General features: G+C 32.4%; 13 protein-coding genes. 6 read left to right on the top strand and 7 right to left on the bottom strand.

Annotated features, from left to right (window positions below; translation table 11 throughout):
• Positions 1-182 precede the first annotated feature (182 nt).
• The 3 genes from NLG42_RS02625 to NLG42_RS02615 all read left to right on the top strand — a co-directional run bounded on the left by NLG42_RS02625 (position 183) and on the right by NLG42_RS02615 (position 3629).
• Positions 183-866, top strand: a complete 684-nt coding sequence (locus tag NLG42_RS02625) for a response regulator transcription factor (RefSeq protein WP_089054298.1) — start codon at positions 183-185, stop codon at positions 864-866.
• 219 nt (positions 867-1085) lie between these two features.
• Positions 1086-2171 carry a sensor histidine kinase gene (locus NLG42_RS02620; RefSeq protein ID WP_089058439.1) on the top strand — a complete coding sequence of 362 codons (1086 nt, stop codon included), beginning with the start codon at positions 1086-1088 and terminating at the stop codon, positions 2169-2171.
• Between the two features lie 162 nt (positions 2172-2333).
• Positions 2334-3629, top strand: coding sequence for a porin (locus NLG42_RS02615; protein WP_089058440.1), 1296 nt, complete (start codon positions 2334-2336; stop codon positions 3627-3629).
• A gap of 4 nt (positions 3630-3633) precedes the next feature.
• On the opposite strand, the gene NLG42_RS02610 is transcribed toward NLG42_RS02615, so the two are convergent.
• From NLG42_RS02610 to NLG42_RS02595, 4 genes are all read right to left on the bottom strand, one after another.
• Complete coding sequence (locus NLG42_RS02610; protein WP_089058441.1) at positions 3634-4704, bottom strand: glycosyltransferase; 1071 nt, start codon at positions 4702-4704, stop codon at positions 3634-3636.
• A 221-nt stretch (positions 4705-4925) separates the two neighbouring features.
• Positions 4926-5483 carry a hypothetical protein gene (locus NLG42_RS02605; RefSeq protein ID WP_089058442.1) on the bottom strand — a complete coding sequence of 186 codons (558 nt, stop codon included), beginning with the start codon at positions 5481-5483 and terminating at the stop codon, positions 4926-4928.
• A 63-nt stretch (positions 5484-5546) separates the two neighbouring features.
• On the bottom strand, positions 5547-8975 hold the full coding sequence (locus NLG42_RS02600) for a hypothetical protein (RefSeq protein WP_257682919.1): 3429 nt from the start codon (positions 8973-8975) through the stop codon (positions 5547-5549).
• Positions 8976-9054: 79 nt separating this feature from the next.
• Positions 9055-9282 carry a DUF5808 domain-containing protein gene (locus NLG42_RS02595; protein ID WP_257682918.1) on the bottom strand — a complete coding sequence of 76 codons (228 nt, stop codon included), beginning with the start codon at positions 9280-9282 and terminating at the stop codon, positions 9055-9057.
• A gap of 160 nt (positions 9283-9442) precedes the next feature.
• On the opposite strand from NLG42_RS02595, the gene NLG42_RS02590 reads away from it, so the two are divergent.
• The 3 genes from NLG42_RS02590 to NLG42_RS02580 all read left to right on the top strand — a co-directional run bounded on the left by NLG42_RS02590 (position 9443) and on the right by NLG42_RS02580 (position 14071).
• The gene (locus NLG42_RS02590; RefSeq protein ID WP_257682917.1) at positions 9443-10504 is read left to right on the top strand and encodes a helix-turn-helix domain-containing protein; all 1062 of its coding nucleotides are present in this window, start codon (positions 9443-9445) and stop codon (positions 10502-10504) included.
• A 3-nt stretch (positions 10505-10507) separates the two neighbouring features.
• On the top strand, positions 10508-11563 hold the full coding sequence (locus tag NLG42_RS02585) for a helix-turn-helix domain-containing protein (protein ID WP_257682916.1): 1056 nt from the start codon (positions 10508-10510) through the stop codon (positions 11561-11563).
• 234 nt (positions 11564-11797) lie between these two features.
• Positions 11798-14071: a TonB-dependent receptor domain-containing protein gene (locus tag NLG42_RS02580; RefSeq protein WP_257682915.1), complete on the top strand. Its 2274-nt coding sequence runs from the start codon at positions 11798-11800 to the stop codon at positions 14069-14071.
• A gap of 31 nt (positions 14072-14102) precedes the next feature.
• Here NLG42_RS02580 and NLG42_RS02575 read toward each other — a convergent pair whose 3' ends face one another.
• The 3 genes from NLG42_RS02575 to NLG42_RS02565 all read right to left on the bottom strand — a co-directional run bounded on the left by NLG42_RS02575 (position 14103) and on the right by NLG42_RS02565 (position 16490).
• Positions 14103-14336: a putative signal transducing protein gene (locus tag NLG42_RS02575; RefSeq protein ID WP_089058447.1), complete on the bottom strand. Its 234-nt coding sequence runs from the start codon at positions 14334-14336 to the stop codon at positions 14103-14105.
• A gap of 240 nt (positions 14337-14576) precedes the next feature.
• Positions 14577-15836 carry an aspartate kinase gene (locus NLG42_RS02570; protein WP_089058450.1) on the bottom strand — a complete coding sequence of 420 codons (1260 nt, stop codon included), beginning with the start codon at positions 15834-15836 and terminating at the stop codon, positions 14577-14579.
• A gap of 165 nt (positions 15837-16001) precedes the next feature.
• Positions 16002-16490 (bottom strand): GNAT family N-acetyltransferase, encoded by a 489-nt coding sequence (locus NLG42_RS02565; RefSeq protein WP_257682914.1) that lies wholly within the window; start codon positions 16488-16490, stop codon positions 16002-16004.
• Positions 16491-16550 lie beyond the last annotated feature (60 nt).

The following is a 16550-nucleotide window of genomic DNA, read 5'->3' as shown; positions in this document are numbered from 1 at the left end:
AGTCGATGTTACGAACTTGTTATGTTTTTGTGTACTAAAGATTATCAAATTGTTACCAGATTAAATTACCGTTAACAGCAATTTTTAACGATTCATTTATTACTATATTTACCCTGTGAAATAAAAAACATCGGATATATATTAAAGAGAATTTGATGTAAAAATCTCAATTTTTGCTATTTATGAAAAAAACACAAACCAAGATTTTATTAGTTGACGACGAACCAGATATCTTAGAAATCGTTGGCTATAACCTTGCTCAAGAAGGCTATCAGATTGTTACAGCTTCTAACGGAAAAGATGCTATAGCAAAAGCTCAGAAAGAATTACCAGAATTAATTATTATGGACGTGATGATGGCTGAAATGGATGGTATGGAAGCTTGTGAGCACATCAGAAAAATCCCTGAATTAAATAATGTTATCATAACATTTCTTACCGCAAGAAGTGAAGACTATTCGCAAGTAGCTGGTTTTGATGCTGGTGCTGATGATTATATTACTAAGCCAATAAAACCAAAATTATTGGTCTCAAAAGTAAAGGCTCTGTTAAGAAGGTTAAAAGAACAAGAAGTAGTTAGTGATACTATAAATGTTGGAGGAATCGAAATTAACCGCGAAGAGTATAAAATTATCAAAGGCAATGTAGAAATTGCACTTCCAAGAAAAGAATTCGAATTGTTTTATTTATTAGCTTCAAAACCAGGTAAAGTTTTTAAAAGAGATGAAATTCTTGATAAAGTCTGGGGGAACGAAGTGGTAGTAGGAGGAAGAACAATTGATGTTCATATTAGAAAACTACGTGAAAAAATAGGCGAAGATCTTTTTAAAACCATAAAAGGGGTAGGCTACAAATTTGAAGTTTAAGAATTCAATATTAAGGAAACCATATAAGTGATATAAGTTCATTTAATTTCTGGTTTACCTACATTCACAATAATTATCTTTGTCAAAGTTCTGAACTTTGACAAAGATTTGCTTTTTTAAGTTCATATTGTAAATCCATACAATTAAGCTTTGCTTTTAAATGAACTGATATCACTTATATGGTGAAAAAAATAATCCGTTAATGGTTTAATATTTTCGATGAAAATTAATTTTAAAAAAACATACAAATTTGCTGTAAAATCGGCATTATATATAAGTCTATTTGCAACAGGATTTGTACTCATATTGATGTCTTTATTTTATAAAGGTCAATTGAAACACCAAATTGCATTCGGCATAATTTTTTTAATCTCAATTTATATCTTCTCATTTCTGGTTTTACAATATCGTGTAGAACGTTTTATATATAGAAGAGTTAAAAAAATATATGATGAGGTTTCATTGTTAGAATCAACAACACTTATCAATCAGCCCATAACAACTGATATGGAAACGCTTTCGCGAGAAGTAAAAAAGTTTGCCACAGATAAAAAGCTGGAAATCGAAATGCTCGAAATTCGAGAGCAATACCGCAGAGAGTTTCTAGGAAACGTTTCGCACGAATTAAAAACACCATTATTTACCGTTCAAGGTTACGTTTCGACTTTGCTTGATGGAGCAATGGATGATAAAAATATCCGAAAAAAATATTTAAAACGTGCCGAAAAAGGAGTTGAGCGATTAATTTATATTGTTGAAGATTTAGATATGATTACCAAATTAGAATCTGGTGATTTAAATTTGATGATTACTGATTTTGATATTGTAGAGCTCATTCATAATGTTTTCGATTTATTAGAAATGAAAGCTGATAAAAAGAAAATTAAATTGGCATTTGAAAGTAAAAATGTACAATCTGTAATTATTCGAGGTGATAAAGATAGGATTCAACAAGTTTTAGAAAATCTAATTGTAAACTCGATTAAATACGGAAAAGAAGGCGGTTTGACCGAAGTTGGTGTAGTTAATTTAACTAAAAGAAAAGTTTTAATACGCATAAGTGATAACGGAGAAGGAGTTGAGAAACAAAATATTCCACGACTTTTTGAACGTTTCTATAGAGTTGATAAAAGCGGCACTCGATCTGAAGGAGGTTCTGGTTTAGGTTTGGCGATTGTAAAGCATATTATTGAGGCGCATAAAGAGAAAGTTTATGTAGAAAGTGAGTTCGGAATTGGTTCAGAATTCTCTTTTACGCTCGAAAAAGCGCTTAAGAACCAAAAAACTGACGTTAAAAAATTGTAAGCGGGTTTTTGCCAAACACCCTAAAACAAAGGTGTTTAACAATAAATCAACATTCGGATTTAGTCCATAACAATAAATTTTTATTATAGTAACATCTGGTTAATGATTTCTTAACATAGGTGATACATCTTTGCATTCTGAAATTAAGGGATTAAAGAAAGAATGATAAAAAGAAAAATAATTGCAGTTTTATTACTGTTGACTTGGGCATCTAATGCACAAGATTTGAACAAGCAAGAAGTAAAAAACGAAGTAATTCGTATTTTAGACTCTATCAATAAAGCGAAACTGCCAGATACTAAGTCAGGAGTCAGCGGTGAGGAACATTGGTACGACAGAATTTCTTTAAGAGGTTATGCGCAAATTAGATACAATGGATTGTTCTCTACAAACGACAAAGTTTCCTGCGAGCAATGTGATAAATCTTGGGGAACAACTTCTACAGCTCCAGACGCAAAATCAAATAACGGACTTTTTATTCGTCGTGCTCGTTTAGTGTTTTCAGGACAGGTTCATCCTAATGTATTCTTCTATTTTCAACCCGATTTTGCAAGTTCTCCAAGTACTGGAATTCAGAATTTTGTGCAAATTCGTGATTTGTATTTCGATCTTTCTTTTGATAAGAAAAAAGAATATCGTGTACGTGTTGGACAAAGTAAAATCCCATACGGTTTCGAAAATATGCAGTCAAGTTCACAGCGTTTAGCTTTAGATCGTAATGATGCTATGAATAGTGCGATCTTGAACGAACGTGATTTAGGCTTGTTTTTTTATTGGGCACCTGCCGAAATTAGAAAACGTTTTGAAATGCTTGTAAAAGACGGATTTAAAGGATCTGGCGATTATGGAGTTTTTGCTTTTGGAGTTTACAATGGGCAAATAGCAAATAAACTAGACGGTAACAGAGATTTAAATGTTGTAGCAAGGGTTACTTATCCGTTTGTTATCGGAAGTCAAATTATAGAACCAGGAATTCAGGCTTACACAGGTAAATGGGCTTTTACTGGCGAAATTTCTCCGGGAGTAAAAGTTAACGATCCACAATATGTAAAAGACCAAAGAGTAGGTGCGACTTTTGTTTTGTATCCAAGACCTTTCGGGATTCAGGCAGAATATAATGTCGGTACAGGACCTCGTTACAATACCTTAACCAATACTGTTGACGAAACAGATTTAAATGGAGGTTATGTATTGATGAGCTATAAACTCGATTTTAAAAAACAACATCTTTACCCTTTCGCAAAATTTCAATATTATGACGGAGGTAAAAAATATGAAAAAGACGCTAGAAGTTACGTTGTAAGAGATTACGAAATTGGTATAGAATGGCAGCCAATTAAAGCACTAGAATTAACTGCCGAATATGTAATTGCCGACAGAACTTTTGAAGACAGCGCACTTCCAATAAACAGACAACAAGGAAATTTACTGCGACTGCAAGCACAGTTCAATTTCTAAAAAATTAGTCCTCAAAAACTGTAAATAGCGAATCCCAGTCTATTTCTTCATTAAATTGAGACAAACCCTTAAACGACTTTACTTTTGATAAATCATCAATCGTAAAGTCGTCTTGCATTGCATAAGGCACAAGATTTTCTTCCTGAAGTTTTACCGCCAGATATTCCTGTTCGTATTGTCCCGGAGTTGGAATAAAAAAAGCTTTTTTGCCCAATTTAGCCAAGTCCATAACAGTTGTATAACCAGAACGACATAAAACAAAATCACTTTCATTAAAAGTCTGTTCTAATTGTTTAGAATTCATGAAATTGTAATAAGTAACATTTCCAGCCTGCCATTTAGTTTGCGTTTTCTCTACAATTCCTTGCACAAAAACCACTTTCCCTTTATAGTCAGCTATTTCTTTTTGCAGTTTTTCGTCAAGATAAGTACGCTGAGGTTCCGGACCTGATAAAATAATCATCAAATCGTATATTTTAGGCGTTTCCTTTTTACGCATTCTGCTCAACGGACCAATATACTTCAGATTCAAATCATTGCTTTTAAGATGACCTAAATCGCCGGTAAGATTTGTTTTTTCATTGGAATCTGGAACCCAGCACTGCGAATATTTTTTTATAAAATACTGATGACATTTACTAGTAAACCAAGTAGTGTTTCCAGTCATTACATTCAACTGATGCGTCATAAAAACAGATGGTACTTTTTTACTAAAAACCCCCAATCTATTATCAGAAATTATTCCGTCAATACCATGTTTTTTAATCCAGCCGTTCACCATTTTTTTCTCATCTAAAATAGCAGCAATCATCTTCGGTAGATTTTTAATCAACTTCCATTTAAAGTTTTTACCATTTTTAGCATATTCAATGTGGTAAGAAGGCAGTTCCAGTGTTTGTATATATGGAAATTCTTTGCGCAGCAAAGCCAGCGCAACACCATCAGAAGCAATAATAGGAATAAAATTGTTTTCTTGAAGCGCCTTAATAATTGGGATGCATCTTGTGGCGTGGCCAAGTCCCCAGTTTAATGGAGCAACTAAAATTGTTTTGTTAGCAGAATAGTCAATGCTCATAGTTTAACGCTTTTTGCAAACGAAGATAAAGAAATATGTTTTTTATGCTATTTCGCACATATTACTAAATTATTAACACAATATTTTATTTAAGATTCTAAGGTGCTGAGGTACTAAGGTTCTAAGGTTTCTTTTTAGTAAATAAAAAAGCCGAACTTACGTTCGGCTTCAAAGTCTTTTATTTTAGAATCTTAGTCCCTTCAGTACCTCAGTACCTTTTCTTAATCCTGAATATAGGTTTTATTACCATTTTTGTTGATATAGTATTTACCGCCTCTTGGTCCTGTATATACTTTTTTACCATTGTATTCACCAGTAACCTTGTCAGCTACTTTTGGTGCTTTTTCATTCGTTTCTTTTAAAGTTTTTGTCGCAGTCTTTTTAGTTGCAGTTGCATCTTTACTCGCTGTTTTAGCCGCGGCATCAGCTTTCGAAGTTGTTTTCTTTACGTCAGCTTTTGTACTTTCAGCTTTTGCTGTTGTTTTTTTAGCAGCGCTTGCTGTTTCCTTTTTTGCTTTTGCTGTTTCTTTGTCTGCTGTTTTTTTAGCAGCGTCAGCAGTTTCTTTTTTCGCTTTAGCGGTTTCCTTATCTGCAGTGCTTTTCGTTTTTGCAGCCTTATCAGCTGTTTTCTTTGCGTCTGCTGTAGTTTTATCAGCTTTAGCCTTAGTTTTCTTAGCAGTCGATTCGGTTTTACTTTTAGCCGCTTTAGTTACAGTTTCCTGAGCGTAAAAATTAGTAGATAAAACTACTATAAAACAGAGCAATAATAATTTTTTCATAAGATTTTAGTTTAAATAGTATTATAAAATTAAGCAATTAATTCTTATGTTTTTTGTTAACCGCTAAAAATATGCTCGAAGCTGAACGTTGCCTGTATGCACAGTAGATCCAGCCTCACTTTTACGTCCTTGATAGTTTAAATTTACATCTAAAAACTGTGTAATATTCTTTTGCAGAAGCAGTTTCCAAACCAAATTTTGTCCCGCTTGTAAACCTTCAAGCATTTGAAATCCTACTGATGAAAATTCATTCCCCGTAAATTTATTTTCATAAAAAGAAAACTCACCATTTAAAGTTACTTTTTTCTCTCCCGCAAAAGAAAACGAAGTTCCCAAACGGTTTTGCATCAATGTTTCAAAATTGCCGATCTGATTTTCCTTGTTTTGAAATTCATAGAAAAAATCTAAACTGGTATTTTTCGAAAACAAATAACTGATTTTTGGCGCAAGCTGATAGCCTTTTAAATCATAGTTTTTTTCGACAAAATCTGCAGAGATCAGATTAGTGCTGATTGTTTTTGTAAACAAATTAAACAACCAGCTTTTTTGATACAAGTGCGTGTATTGCAGTTGATGTGAATTGTTTTTGACATTTTGTGAGCCAATTGAAAGTAAACTTTTTCCGTTATTGATAAGATACGAATAAGTAACAGAATGTTTCTGTTTGCCTCGATTGTAGAATAAACTGTTTCTAAAACTCGAATTCAAACCTAAAATATTTTCATCTGAAGAATAAAAAGGATTCAACTCCAGCTCACCTTCACTTTTTACTTTTCGATCCATAATAAAAGAAGTCTGGTTGTAGAAATAGGATATGATTTTCTTTAACCCTTTTTCATTTTGCCATTGCAGCGGATTCAGTACAACAGATTGTGAAAATTTATTTTGATTGGTTTTGATGTAAACTCGATTCGGTAAAAAGATTCGGATAAACTTTGCTTGATCAGGAAAAGCCGCAATTTCAAATTCTTCCAGTTCCTGAATACCATTACCATTATAATCATTCCAAGTATAAACACCTTGTCCTGCAGGAACTTCAATATAGGTAAATTCTTGTTGAGCGATGGTTCCAGAACTCGTTTCGTAAGCGCTGCTTATTTGCATAAATTGGTTGAAGAATCGATCGTTATAAAGAATCCTAGAGTTTAAAGAAGGTTCGTTTTTTCGATTAGAATCTGTAAAATCAAGATTTCGATAACTTGCATAAACGGCTAAATCAGTTTTTTTATTCTGAATTAGTTTTGACTTTAAATAATAAGTCTGCGAGTTATTTACATGCTTTAAAAGTCCGTTTTGTAAACTGTCATTTCTTCGTTGTAAATATCCTAGTTCTATAAAAACCTTTGTGCTGTCGCCGCGCCCAACAAAAGCCCCATATTCAGAAAATCGCTGGCTTATCGCCGAGAATTGATTGGTAACTTTATCTTTTTCCTGATTGTCTTCAAGCTGCATGCTTCCTCCAATCCAGTTTTTGCCAAAATGATATTTAGTTCTCGTTTGACTTCTAATAAACTTTGAAGTCGATGTCGCTGCATCACTATTTAAAAAACTGCCTTGATTCTCGATTGTCCAATTTTTAAGTTTGAATAAAGCAGTCGTAGTATGACGAGCTCCCGAGTAACTTTCTGTAAAATCCAATTTCTCAAATTGATAAGTAAATAACCCGATATTAGAAGTCTCTTTTTTTGCAAACAAATCAAAGTTTAAACCCGTAACCAGTAAACTTTGATTTCCTAAAAGTGTTGTGTTTAAGTTCCAATCCCTGTTAAATTCGATATTGTACAAGCGCTCTACAGATCTAAAATTCTTTTGAACAAATTGATAATCAGCAAAACCATCTAAAGTCCAATTTCTTGTAAAAAGACGTTTTTTGATATTCGTTTTAAAAGCAATGCCTTCGTTATCAGAATCATCAATTGGAGAAAATAAATTTTTGTCGTTATTACTCATTGCAATTTCAAAATCTACCACTGTTTTTTCGTCAGGATTATACTTTCCTAGAAAAGTCGCCACCTGAATTTTTATTGGTGCAACTAACTGTACAATTGGTTCGTAGTTTCCTTGCGGAGTGCCATTTATTGGTGTAACATATTCGTAAATTCGTTCAACAGAAGTATTATTTTGAATGATGTAATTTCCGAGATTATTGCCCACAAGGCTAAATTTTACGTTGTACAAAACATCCGCTGGATTTTTTGAGTACTCATAATATTCTACAGAATTGACACTGTTTTTTTTGTACAATATTTTATTATCAGCATAAGCATCTTCATACGCCGATGGTGCTTTCATTAAATTTTGATTATCGCCCGCCTGCGCCAAAACCTGTACTTGTTCTGTAGAAAGATTTTGCTGTAACGGCTGGTTTTTCATGTCATTTTCGGAGTATAAATAACCGCCAAAACTCCAACTTTTGTTTTCATGCGTTGCGCCTGCATAAGTCACTAATCGATTGTAATTGCGTTCAGAATATTGATATTCAACATTGATACGCATCTCTGAAGTTATCGTAAAAAGAGAAGTAAATACAATTTCGCCCGCATTATAATCAATTACGTAATCGTTGTTTTCTCCTCTTTTAAGCAAAACACCATTTACGTAAACACGCTCAGAACCTGAAATTACCAAAACATACAATTCGCCATTTTGTCCCTTAAGTTTATACGGTCCTTGATTTCCTTCCTGACCTGTAAAAGTACTTTTCGCATATTGGCCTTTTACAAACGAAACCGAAGCAAAAACATTAGTTTTACTTTTTTCGGTATCAAAATCAAAACTGGCCGAAAGTCCTTGAACTTTTTTGTTAAAACTTAAGAATTGTGTTTTCCGATTTTCCAGAAAAACATCACCCGCCCGAATGTTCCAATCATCAGTAAAAAGTTCCATGAAGATGTTGTCAAACTGATCTAGTTTTTGAGAATAACCGCCATCTTGAAGCGGAATATTATTGTCTTGCAGTGAAGCGCGCAAACTAACTTTATCGGATATTTTTCCAGTAATTTGTAAATCCAGATTAGAGTTTAAAACCGTATTTTGATTGTTTCCAATTGTTACACCTCGAGTAATACTTCCAGAAGTATTTAAGCCGTCAAAAGGAGTGACTTTTTTAGTGTTGGAATCGTCAATTTTGTATAATTTCTCAGTGCCAATATCGTTGCTCACCACTTGACTGTCTTTGTAGAAGCCGTATTCTTTTGTTAAGAAATCAGGATAATTGAGATAATTAACAATTAAAGTATCCGAAACCGAAGTGAATTTTTCATTTAAAAGCAATGTTCCTTTTTGAAAATCGATTTTATAAAAAGTAGAATCAATGGGCTGATTTTTGGTGTTTAAAAGCTCAAAAAAACTGGAGTTTATACTAAAAGGTTCCAGATGAATTGTGTCTTTTACAGCAACGACTTTTTTTGTTTTGTACAGTGATTCAGTTTCCTGCGCCTGAAGCCCAGAATACCAAAACAGTATCACAAAAAACAGTAATTTTTTCAACATAAACACTTTAACTCTCAAAAATCAAAAGTAGTATTTATAATCGGGAATTATTGCCTTGAATATTGCAGTTTGTTACAGATTAATTGAGGTATTGTCCTAAGGTAATAAGAACAGCCATTATGACTAACAATACAAAAACAGAATTTGGATTTGCAAAATTTGTCGTCCAGCCAAACTCTTTAATTTTCTTTGGAGGAAAGATTCTTTTGTCTTTCGGATTGTAATAAAAAATTCCCCAAATCCAATTGTCAGGATCTGTGATCCATCTTTCTTTGGTTTCTTCAGAAGGCTCGTTTTCGTTTTCCATGATTTTGGAATATTTGATCTTGTTTGTTTTTTCCTTTCAGATTTATAAAAATAGTTAAATATTTTCAACTATCTGAATAATCGCATTCCTATTAAAATTAAAAAAGAAGGAAACCGAAATCATTTTTTTTTAGCTTTGTCAGGATAAACAAATTTGAATAATGGATACTGGTAAAGAGCTTTTATTTTTTTTTAGTGCATTGGGAGCTTTCAACGGAATTATTTTGAGCCTTTATTTTTTCTTTTTTACTAAGAAAAAATATTTGACAAATTACTTCTTGGGAATGCTTTTGTTTGCATTAAGCGTAAGAATAGCAAAGTCAGTATTTGTTTATTTTCATCCAGAACTGCCAAAATTGTATTTGCAGTTTGGACTTACTGCTTGTTTTTTTATTGGTCCGTGTTTGTATTATTTTCTGAAATCTGCAGTTGATGAAGTTACTATTTTGCCCAAATCCTGGAAATTGACACTTCTGTTCTGGGGAATTTTAATTGCAACTGTTGGAATCCTATATCCATATGAAATGTATCCAGAACTTTGGGGTATTTACTTTATCAGAATTATTTATTTTCAATGGTTTGTTTATATTCTTTGTTCTGCTTTTACAATTAGAAACATTTTAAAGAAAATTATCAGGAGAAAAGAAAAAACAACTCCAGCCGAAATATGGTTTGGAATGCTTTTTCTTGCGAATTTTTTATTGTTTCTCTTTTATTTTTTAGCAATTATGGGAGCAAGAGCAGCGGTTTATATTGGCGGAGCAGTTGTTTTTTCTTTTATTTTGTACTTGATAATTTCTATTCTTCTGTATCGAAAAAGAACAGATGATTTATTCTTATTGTATGAACAAAAATCTTCAGGAAAGAAAATTGAGGAACCAGAAGCAGCCCTTTTATTTGACAAACTTCAGAATAAAATGATTGAGCAAAGTTTGTATAAAAATGCAAATTTGTCTTTGCAGGATTTATCAAAGGAATTAAATATAACACCACATCAATTATCTCAGTTTTTGAATAATAATCTGGGAAAGAATTTTACAAGTTATGTAAATGAATTCAGAGTGAATGAAGCTTGTAAAATAATAAAGTCAAATGATAAATTAACTTTAGAATCTGTAGGTTATGATGTAGGTTTTAACTCGAAATCGACGTTTTTTTCTGCCTTTAAAAAGCATACTGGAACAACACCTTTAAATTATCAACTTCAAGCTTTACACCCTTAGAATATGAGTATAGGCAAAGAAATATTATTCTTTTTTGGAGCGTTGGGCGCTTTCAACGGGTTTATTCTAAGTCTGTATTTTTTATTTTTCACTAAGAAAAAACACCTTACCAATCTATTTCTAGGAGCTGCATTATTGGCCTTAAGCACTCGTATTACCGTTACGGTTTTTGTGTATTTCAATAATAATCTTGCTAAAACCTATCTTCAAATCGGACTTTCGGCATGTTTGCTAATTGGACCATTTTTATATTATTCACTTAAATCAGCAATTCAAGGAAATAATACAGTTCCAATAAAATGGAAATGGCATTTGGGAATTTGGATTTTGGGCATTCTCATAATTGGTTTTCTGTTTCCTTATCAAAATTATCCCGTTTTATGGAATGATTATTTAGTTACCTTTATTTTCTTTCAATGGTTTTTGTATCTCGCAGTTTCGGGTTTTGAAAATAGAACGATGATTCAAAGACTATTTCAGAATTACAGTAATTCGACCCCGTCAGAAAAATGGTTTGGCATGGTGCTTTTAGGAAATACTTTGATATTTATAAGTTACTATTTAGGATTTATCGGCGTTTCTTTCGTTTCCTGTATTACTGGAGCATTTGCCTTTACCTTCATTTTATATTTGATTGTTCTCATTCTTTTGTATAGAAAAAAAGTAGACGATTTGTTTGTGTTCAACATTCAAAAAGATAAAAAAATGAATGATGAAGAAGCGATGAATTTATTTCAGAAGCTCGAAAAAAGCATGAACGAGAAAGGACTGTATAAAAACCCTAATTTGAGTTTAAAAGATGTATCCGAAGAAATAAATATATCAAGCCATCAATTGTCCCAATTTTTAAATAATAATTTGGGAAAGAATTTTACCAGTTATATAAATGAATTCAGAATAGATAATGCTTGTAGAATTATTGCATCAAATGATAAACTGACTTTAGAATCTGTTGGTTATGATGTTGGATTTAATTCGAAATCGACATTCTTCGCAGCCTTTAAAAAACATACTGGAACAACACCATTAAATTATCAAATTCAAGCTTTACAGACTTAACAGAAGTGTTGATTTATAAATTCGTACTCCTGATTTCTCATTCGATTACCTCGTTTCGCGGTTTAGAGCTGACTTTTGTCTCTGCAAAAAGTCAAATCTTAATCGTTAAATTTTATGAGGTTCTTAATTCTGGTTTTCGTTTACCTATATTGTTTTCTTTTTAATAGTGTTTTTTTAAAAGCACAGTCTATTCAAAAAATTTCCGGAAAAGTCGTCAATCGAAATAACGAATTGATGATGGGAACTGCCGTTGTTTTGTCTGTTCGCGATTCTTTAATTTTAAAACAGCAGGATTTTTTAGATGGCGTTTTTCAATTATCGGATATCAATCAAAAAGAAGTGATTTTAAAATTGACTTCGGCAGAATTTGCAGATAAACATTTGAACATAAACTATTCAAATGCCGTAAATATTGATTTGAGCTCGATTATAGTTTTAGAAAGCAACAATCAGTTAAACGAAGTAGTAGTAAAAAGTCAGCCGTCATTACTTAAATACGGCGCAAACGGAACAATCGATGTTAATGTAACAGGAACAGTTCTCGCAACAAGCAGCTCTGTAAATGAATTGTTAGGCCGAGTTCCAAATATTGTGGTTGCCGAAGGACAAATAAGCGTTCTCGGTAAAGGTGAAGCCATTATTTATCTCAACGGAATTTTGATAAATTATGAACGTTTTGCTACGATTCCAGTTTCACAGATTGCAAAAATTGAAGTGATTTCAAATCCATCATCAAAGTACGATGCCGAAGGGAAAGCCGTTATCAATATTATTACAAAGCAGAACATCGAAAATGGTATAATGGGAACGGCAAGCCAGCATGTTACCGTTTCTAAATTTGCAGGAACAAGCACCAATACACTTGTAGATTTTAATTATACCAAAGGCAAATTTTCTTTTATAACCAATTACGGACTGCAATTAGGCAAAGGTCGGGAATTGCTGTTTACGACTAGAACGCGTCCAAATCCCGACATTTATATGAAGTCTGTTTTAACAACCGATTGGCAGAGACAATTTAATAATTACTCAAATTTCGGAGCTGGGATTCAGTATACTTTTTCGACAAATAGCTATATATCGTTAGCTTACAGCGGTAATATCGAAGACTTAGGCGGAGCCGTAAAAAGCAGGAATTCAATCACGAATAATTTGGGTAATAGTTTTTATGCTACAGATATTGCCAAAAATGATGTTTTGTTGAATCAGTTTATTAATTTGAATTATAATCTGATAACAGACTCAAAAGGTTCGTCTTTGTTTATAGGAACGCAATATTCGAATTACAACGGAACGGTAAGAGATTTTATTGAAGAAAATAGTGTAGTTGATGAAACTGATGGAAAAAGATTTTTAAAAAATGATGTTGGAAACACCATTAATATTGCAATGGCACAAGCTGATTATTCGAAAAAAATCAGTGATAAAACCAAACTTGAACTTGGAGTCAAATTTAGTTATGCCGCTATAAAATCTGGAACTGATTTTTTTATTGCTGATTCGAATGATTTTGAATTGGATGATACTCTTTCGAGTGATTTTACATACAATGAAAAAATTACAGCTGCTTATTTTAATTTTGGAAGTATGCTGGGCGAAAAAGTTAATTTTTCTATTGGAACAAGAGTTGAAAGAACAAGTTATGATTTGTATACAAATGCAAACGGAGTTCAGGAATTTGGTAAAAATTATCAGAACTTTTTTCCAAACTTACTTTTAAATTTTAATTTATCAGAAGATTGGAAAGGGCATTTTTCATATGTTTCAAGAATTACGAGACCAAGATATCAAGCTTTAAATCCTTATGTTATTTACCAAGATCCATTTACGACAATAGAAGGAAATCCAAATTTGCTTCCTGAAAAGGTACATGCTTTTGAAATAGGAGCGATGTACAAAAAATTTGATTTTAAAATAGGATATACGTATAAAATTGACCCAATTTCAGGAGCCGCTTTGCAAGGTGATACTCCAAATAGTTATATTTTAAGATCCTTAAACATTGAAAAAGAGCATACTTTTTTTACGTCACTTTCGAGATCTTTCAATGTGAAATGGTGGAGTTCTACTAATACTGTGAGCATGAATTTAAGCAAATCAGTCGATAATTTCTATGAATATGCTTTAGGCCCGGTTAAACCTCAAATTTATTTGTATTCAAATAATACTTTTACGATTCCTGATCTTTTCAAAATTCAATTATTAGCTTGGTATTTGGGAGACAAAAGTTACGGATTGCGAAGTGAAAACCCGCGCTCAACCGTTACGCTGGGTATCGAAAGAAACTTTTTTAAAGAGGCGCTAAAACTAAATTTTACAGCAAATGATATCTTTCATAAGTTTATGGTTTCCGGTGATTACGAAGTAGGGAAAACTCAAATTTATTATCATAGAACGTACACCACAAATTATTTTAAACTAATTGCGACCTATAGTTTCGGGAACTCCAAAAAAACAACTTATAAGAAAACTGAAATTGAGCAGACAGAGAATAATAGAGCGAGGTAGCATTTACTTGACATGCCATGTAGTGTATTTTTTATACCTCCAAATTATATTCTCCATTATTATAATCCTGTATTATTTTCGAAGCATTTTCTAAATCTTCTTCTCGAATGTTTAGAATTGCGGGAGCATTACCTCCAGCAGAGACAGACCACGGCTGAATACTTGACATATATTCGTTAGCCGTGGAAACGAAAATAGCATTATTCTCCAATAAATTTTTAATATTCATTGCTTCGATATAAGAGCCTCTAAAAATTTCTACCATGATTGTATTTGTTTAATATGATGTATGAATCATTTCGTCATTTGTCTTTGGTTTTCTCAGAAGGTTTCTTGTCGTTGGTGATTTAGAAGCTTGTAAGTGCCTTTTTGAGGGAGAGTAGTGGTAAATCTAATCAAATATATTAAATAAAGAAAAATCTTATAGAAATAAAAAAAGGCTTCACAATTAAGTGAAGCCTTTCTAAAATATATTTGAATTGAAATAATTACCTTTTACAAAGTACTAATTAAGTTCTTTAGTTACAATCTGCATGGTTTCGCGGCTGACTTGTTTTAGTAAAACTTCTTTGTTTGTTTCAACAGTCTGCGCAGCATCTTCTGTAAAGTGACGGATCGTATATAGAGTCACGTTTTCGCTGTAATCTACTTTGAATTTTTTCGAAAGAATAGCGTTCAAATCACTGAAATTTCCAAATTTATCTTCCACACAAACAGAGAAACTAATAGCAGAGTTCTGAATTAAGTTTACTTTGATTTTAAATTCATGGAATAACCCAAAAATCTCACTGATATTTTCTTCCATAATGAAAGAGAAATCAATCGAAGAAAGAGAAATTAAAAGCTGTTCTCTTTTTACGATAAAACAAGGATATTGTGGTTCAAGATCAACACCTTTAGAAACACAAGTTCCTTTTAATAAAGGATTGATAAATGATTTTACGTACAACGGAATTTCTTTTTTCTGTAACGGCTGTAATGTTTTTGGGTGAATTACAGTTGCGCCGTAAAAAGCCAATTCGATTGCCTCGCGATATGAAATTTGGTTCAGCAAACTTGCATTTTCAAAATAACGCGGGTCAGCATTCATAACTCCTGGTACATCTTTCCAGATCGTTACACTTTCGGCGTTTAAGCAATAAGCAAAAATTCCTGCAGTATAATCAGAACCCTCACGACCTAGAGTAGTAGTGAAATTATTTTCATCGGCACCTAAAAATCCTTGTGTTATGTTTAAGATTTTTCTAGGTACATTTTTACTGATAAGCTGCTGCGTTGCTTCCCAATCTACTTCAGCATCTCTGTAGTTTGCATTTGTTTTAATAAAATTACGAACATCAAGCCATTGCGTTTGAATGCCCATGAAATTCATAAAATGACTTAAAATAGTAGTCGAGATTAATTCTCCAAAACTTACAATTTGATCGTAAACAAAATTATAATTTGGAGATTTATTATGTGCTAAGAAATATTCTAATTCTGAGAATTGCGCATTCACAGCTGCAAAAACTTCATGTTTTTCATCTTCAAACAAATCCAATAAGATTTGGTTGTGGTATTTTTTTATTTCTTGTACAGATGAATTAAGCTCTGCCGATTTATCAAAATAGTTCTTGATAACAACCTCAAGAGCATTTGTGGTTTTTCCCATTGCCGAAACGACTAAAATCACATCTTCATAACCCACTTTTTGTAAAACGTCGTATACGTTTTTTATTCCTTCTGCATCTTTTACCGATGCACCACCAAATTTAAATACTCTCATTTTTAATTTTAGATTTTTAATTTTAGATTTCAGATTACGAAATCTGGTATTTTTTTATATTCTTTTGCCACAGATTATAGGATTAAAATGATTTTACAATCTTGTGTAAGTTTATCACCAATTATCAATTAATTTAATTCGTGCTGATTTGTGGCAAACATTATTTTATAATTTCTCTAAGAACGTGTTAATTCCTTTTTCATCCATTTGAACAACCTGCCAGCCGTCGAGAATTTTTGCGCCCGAATTCTCGTAAAATTTTACAGCTGGAGTATTCCAATCGAGAACATTCCATTCAACTCTTCGAACATTGTCTCTTTTTCCCTGTCTCATTATTTCGGCATACAATGCAGAACCAAGACCAGTGCCTCGCATTTTTTCTTTTACAATTAAATCTTCTAAATGGATTGTTTTTCCCTTCCAAGTCGAATAACGGTAATAGTACAATGCAATTCCAACAATTTCCTTTTCATTTAAATCATTTGTAATCTCAGCTACAAATACATGAAAAAGCGGTTTTTCTCCAAATCCGTCACGTATTAAATCCTCTTCAGTTATAATAACTGCGTCTGGTTCTTTTTCGAATATTGCCAGTTCTTGTATTAATCCCAAGACAAATTTCATGTCTTCAGGATTGCCTTTTCTAATATTCATAACTATCCGAATTTTATTCTTTTACTGCTTCTATATGATATTGTGTCTTTGTTAAGATCA

Source organism: Flavobacterium plurextorum, from assembly GCF_024638035.1.
GTDB lineage: Bacteria > Bacteroidota > Bacteroidia > Flavobacteriales > Flavobacteriaceae > Flavobacterium > Flavobacterium plurextorum.
The sequence above is the reverse complement of the archived record's forward strand: the minus strand, read 5'-3'. Positions and strand labels throughout refer to the sequence as shown.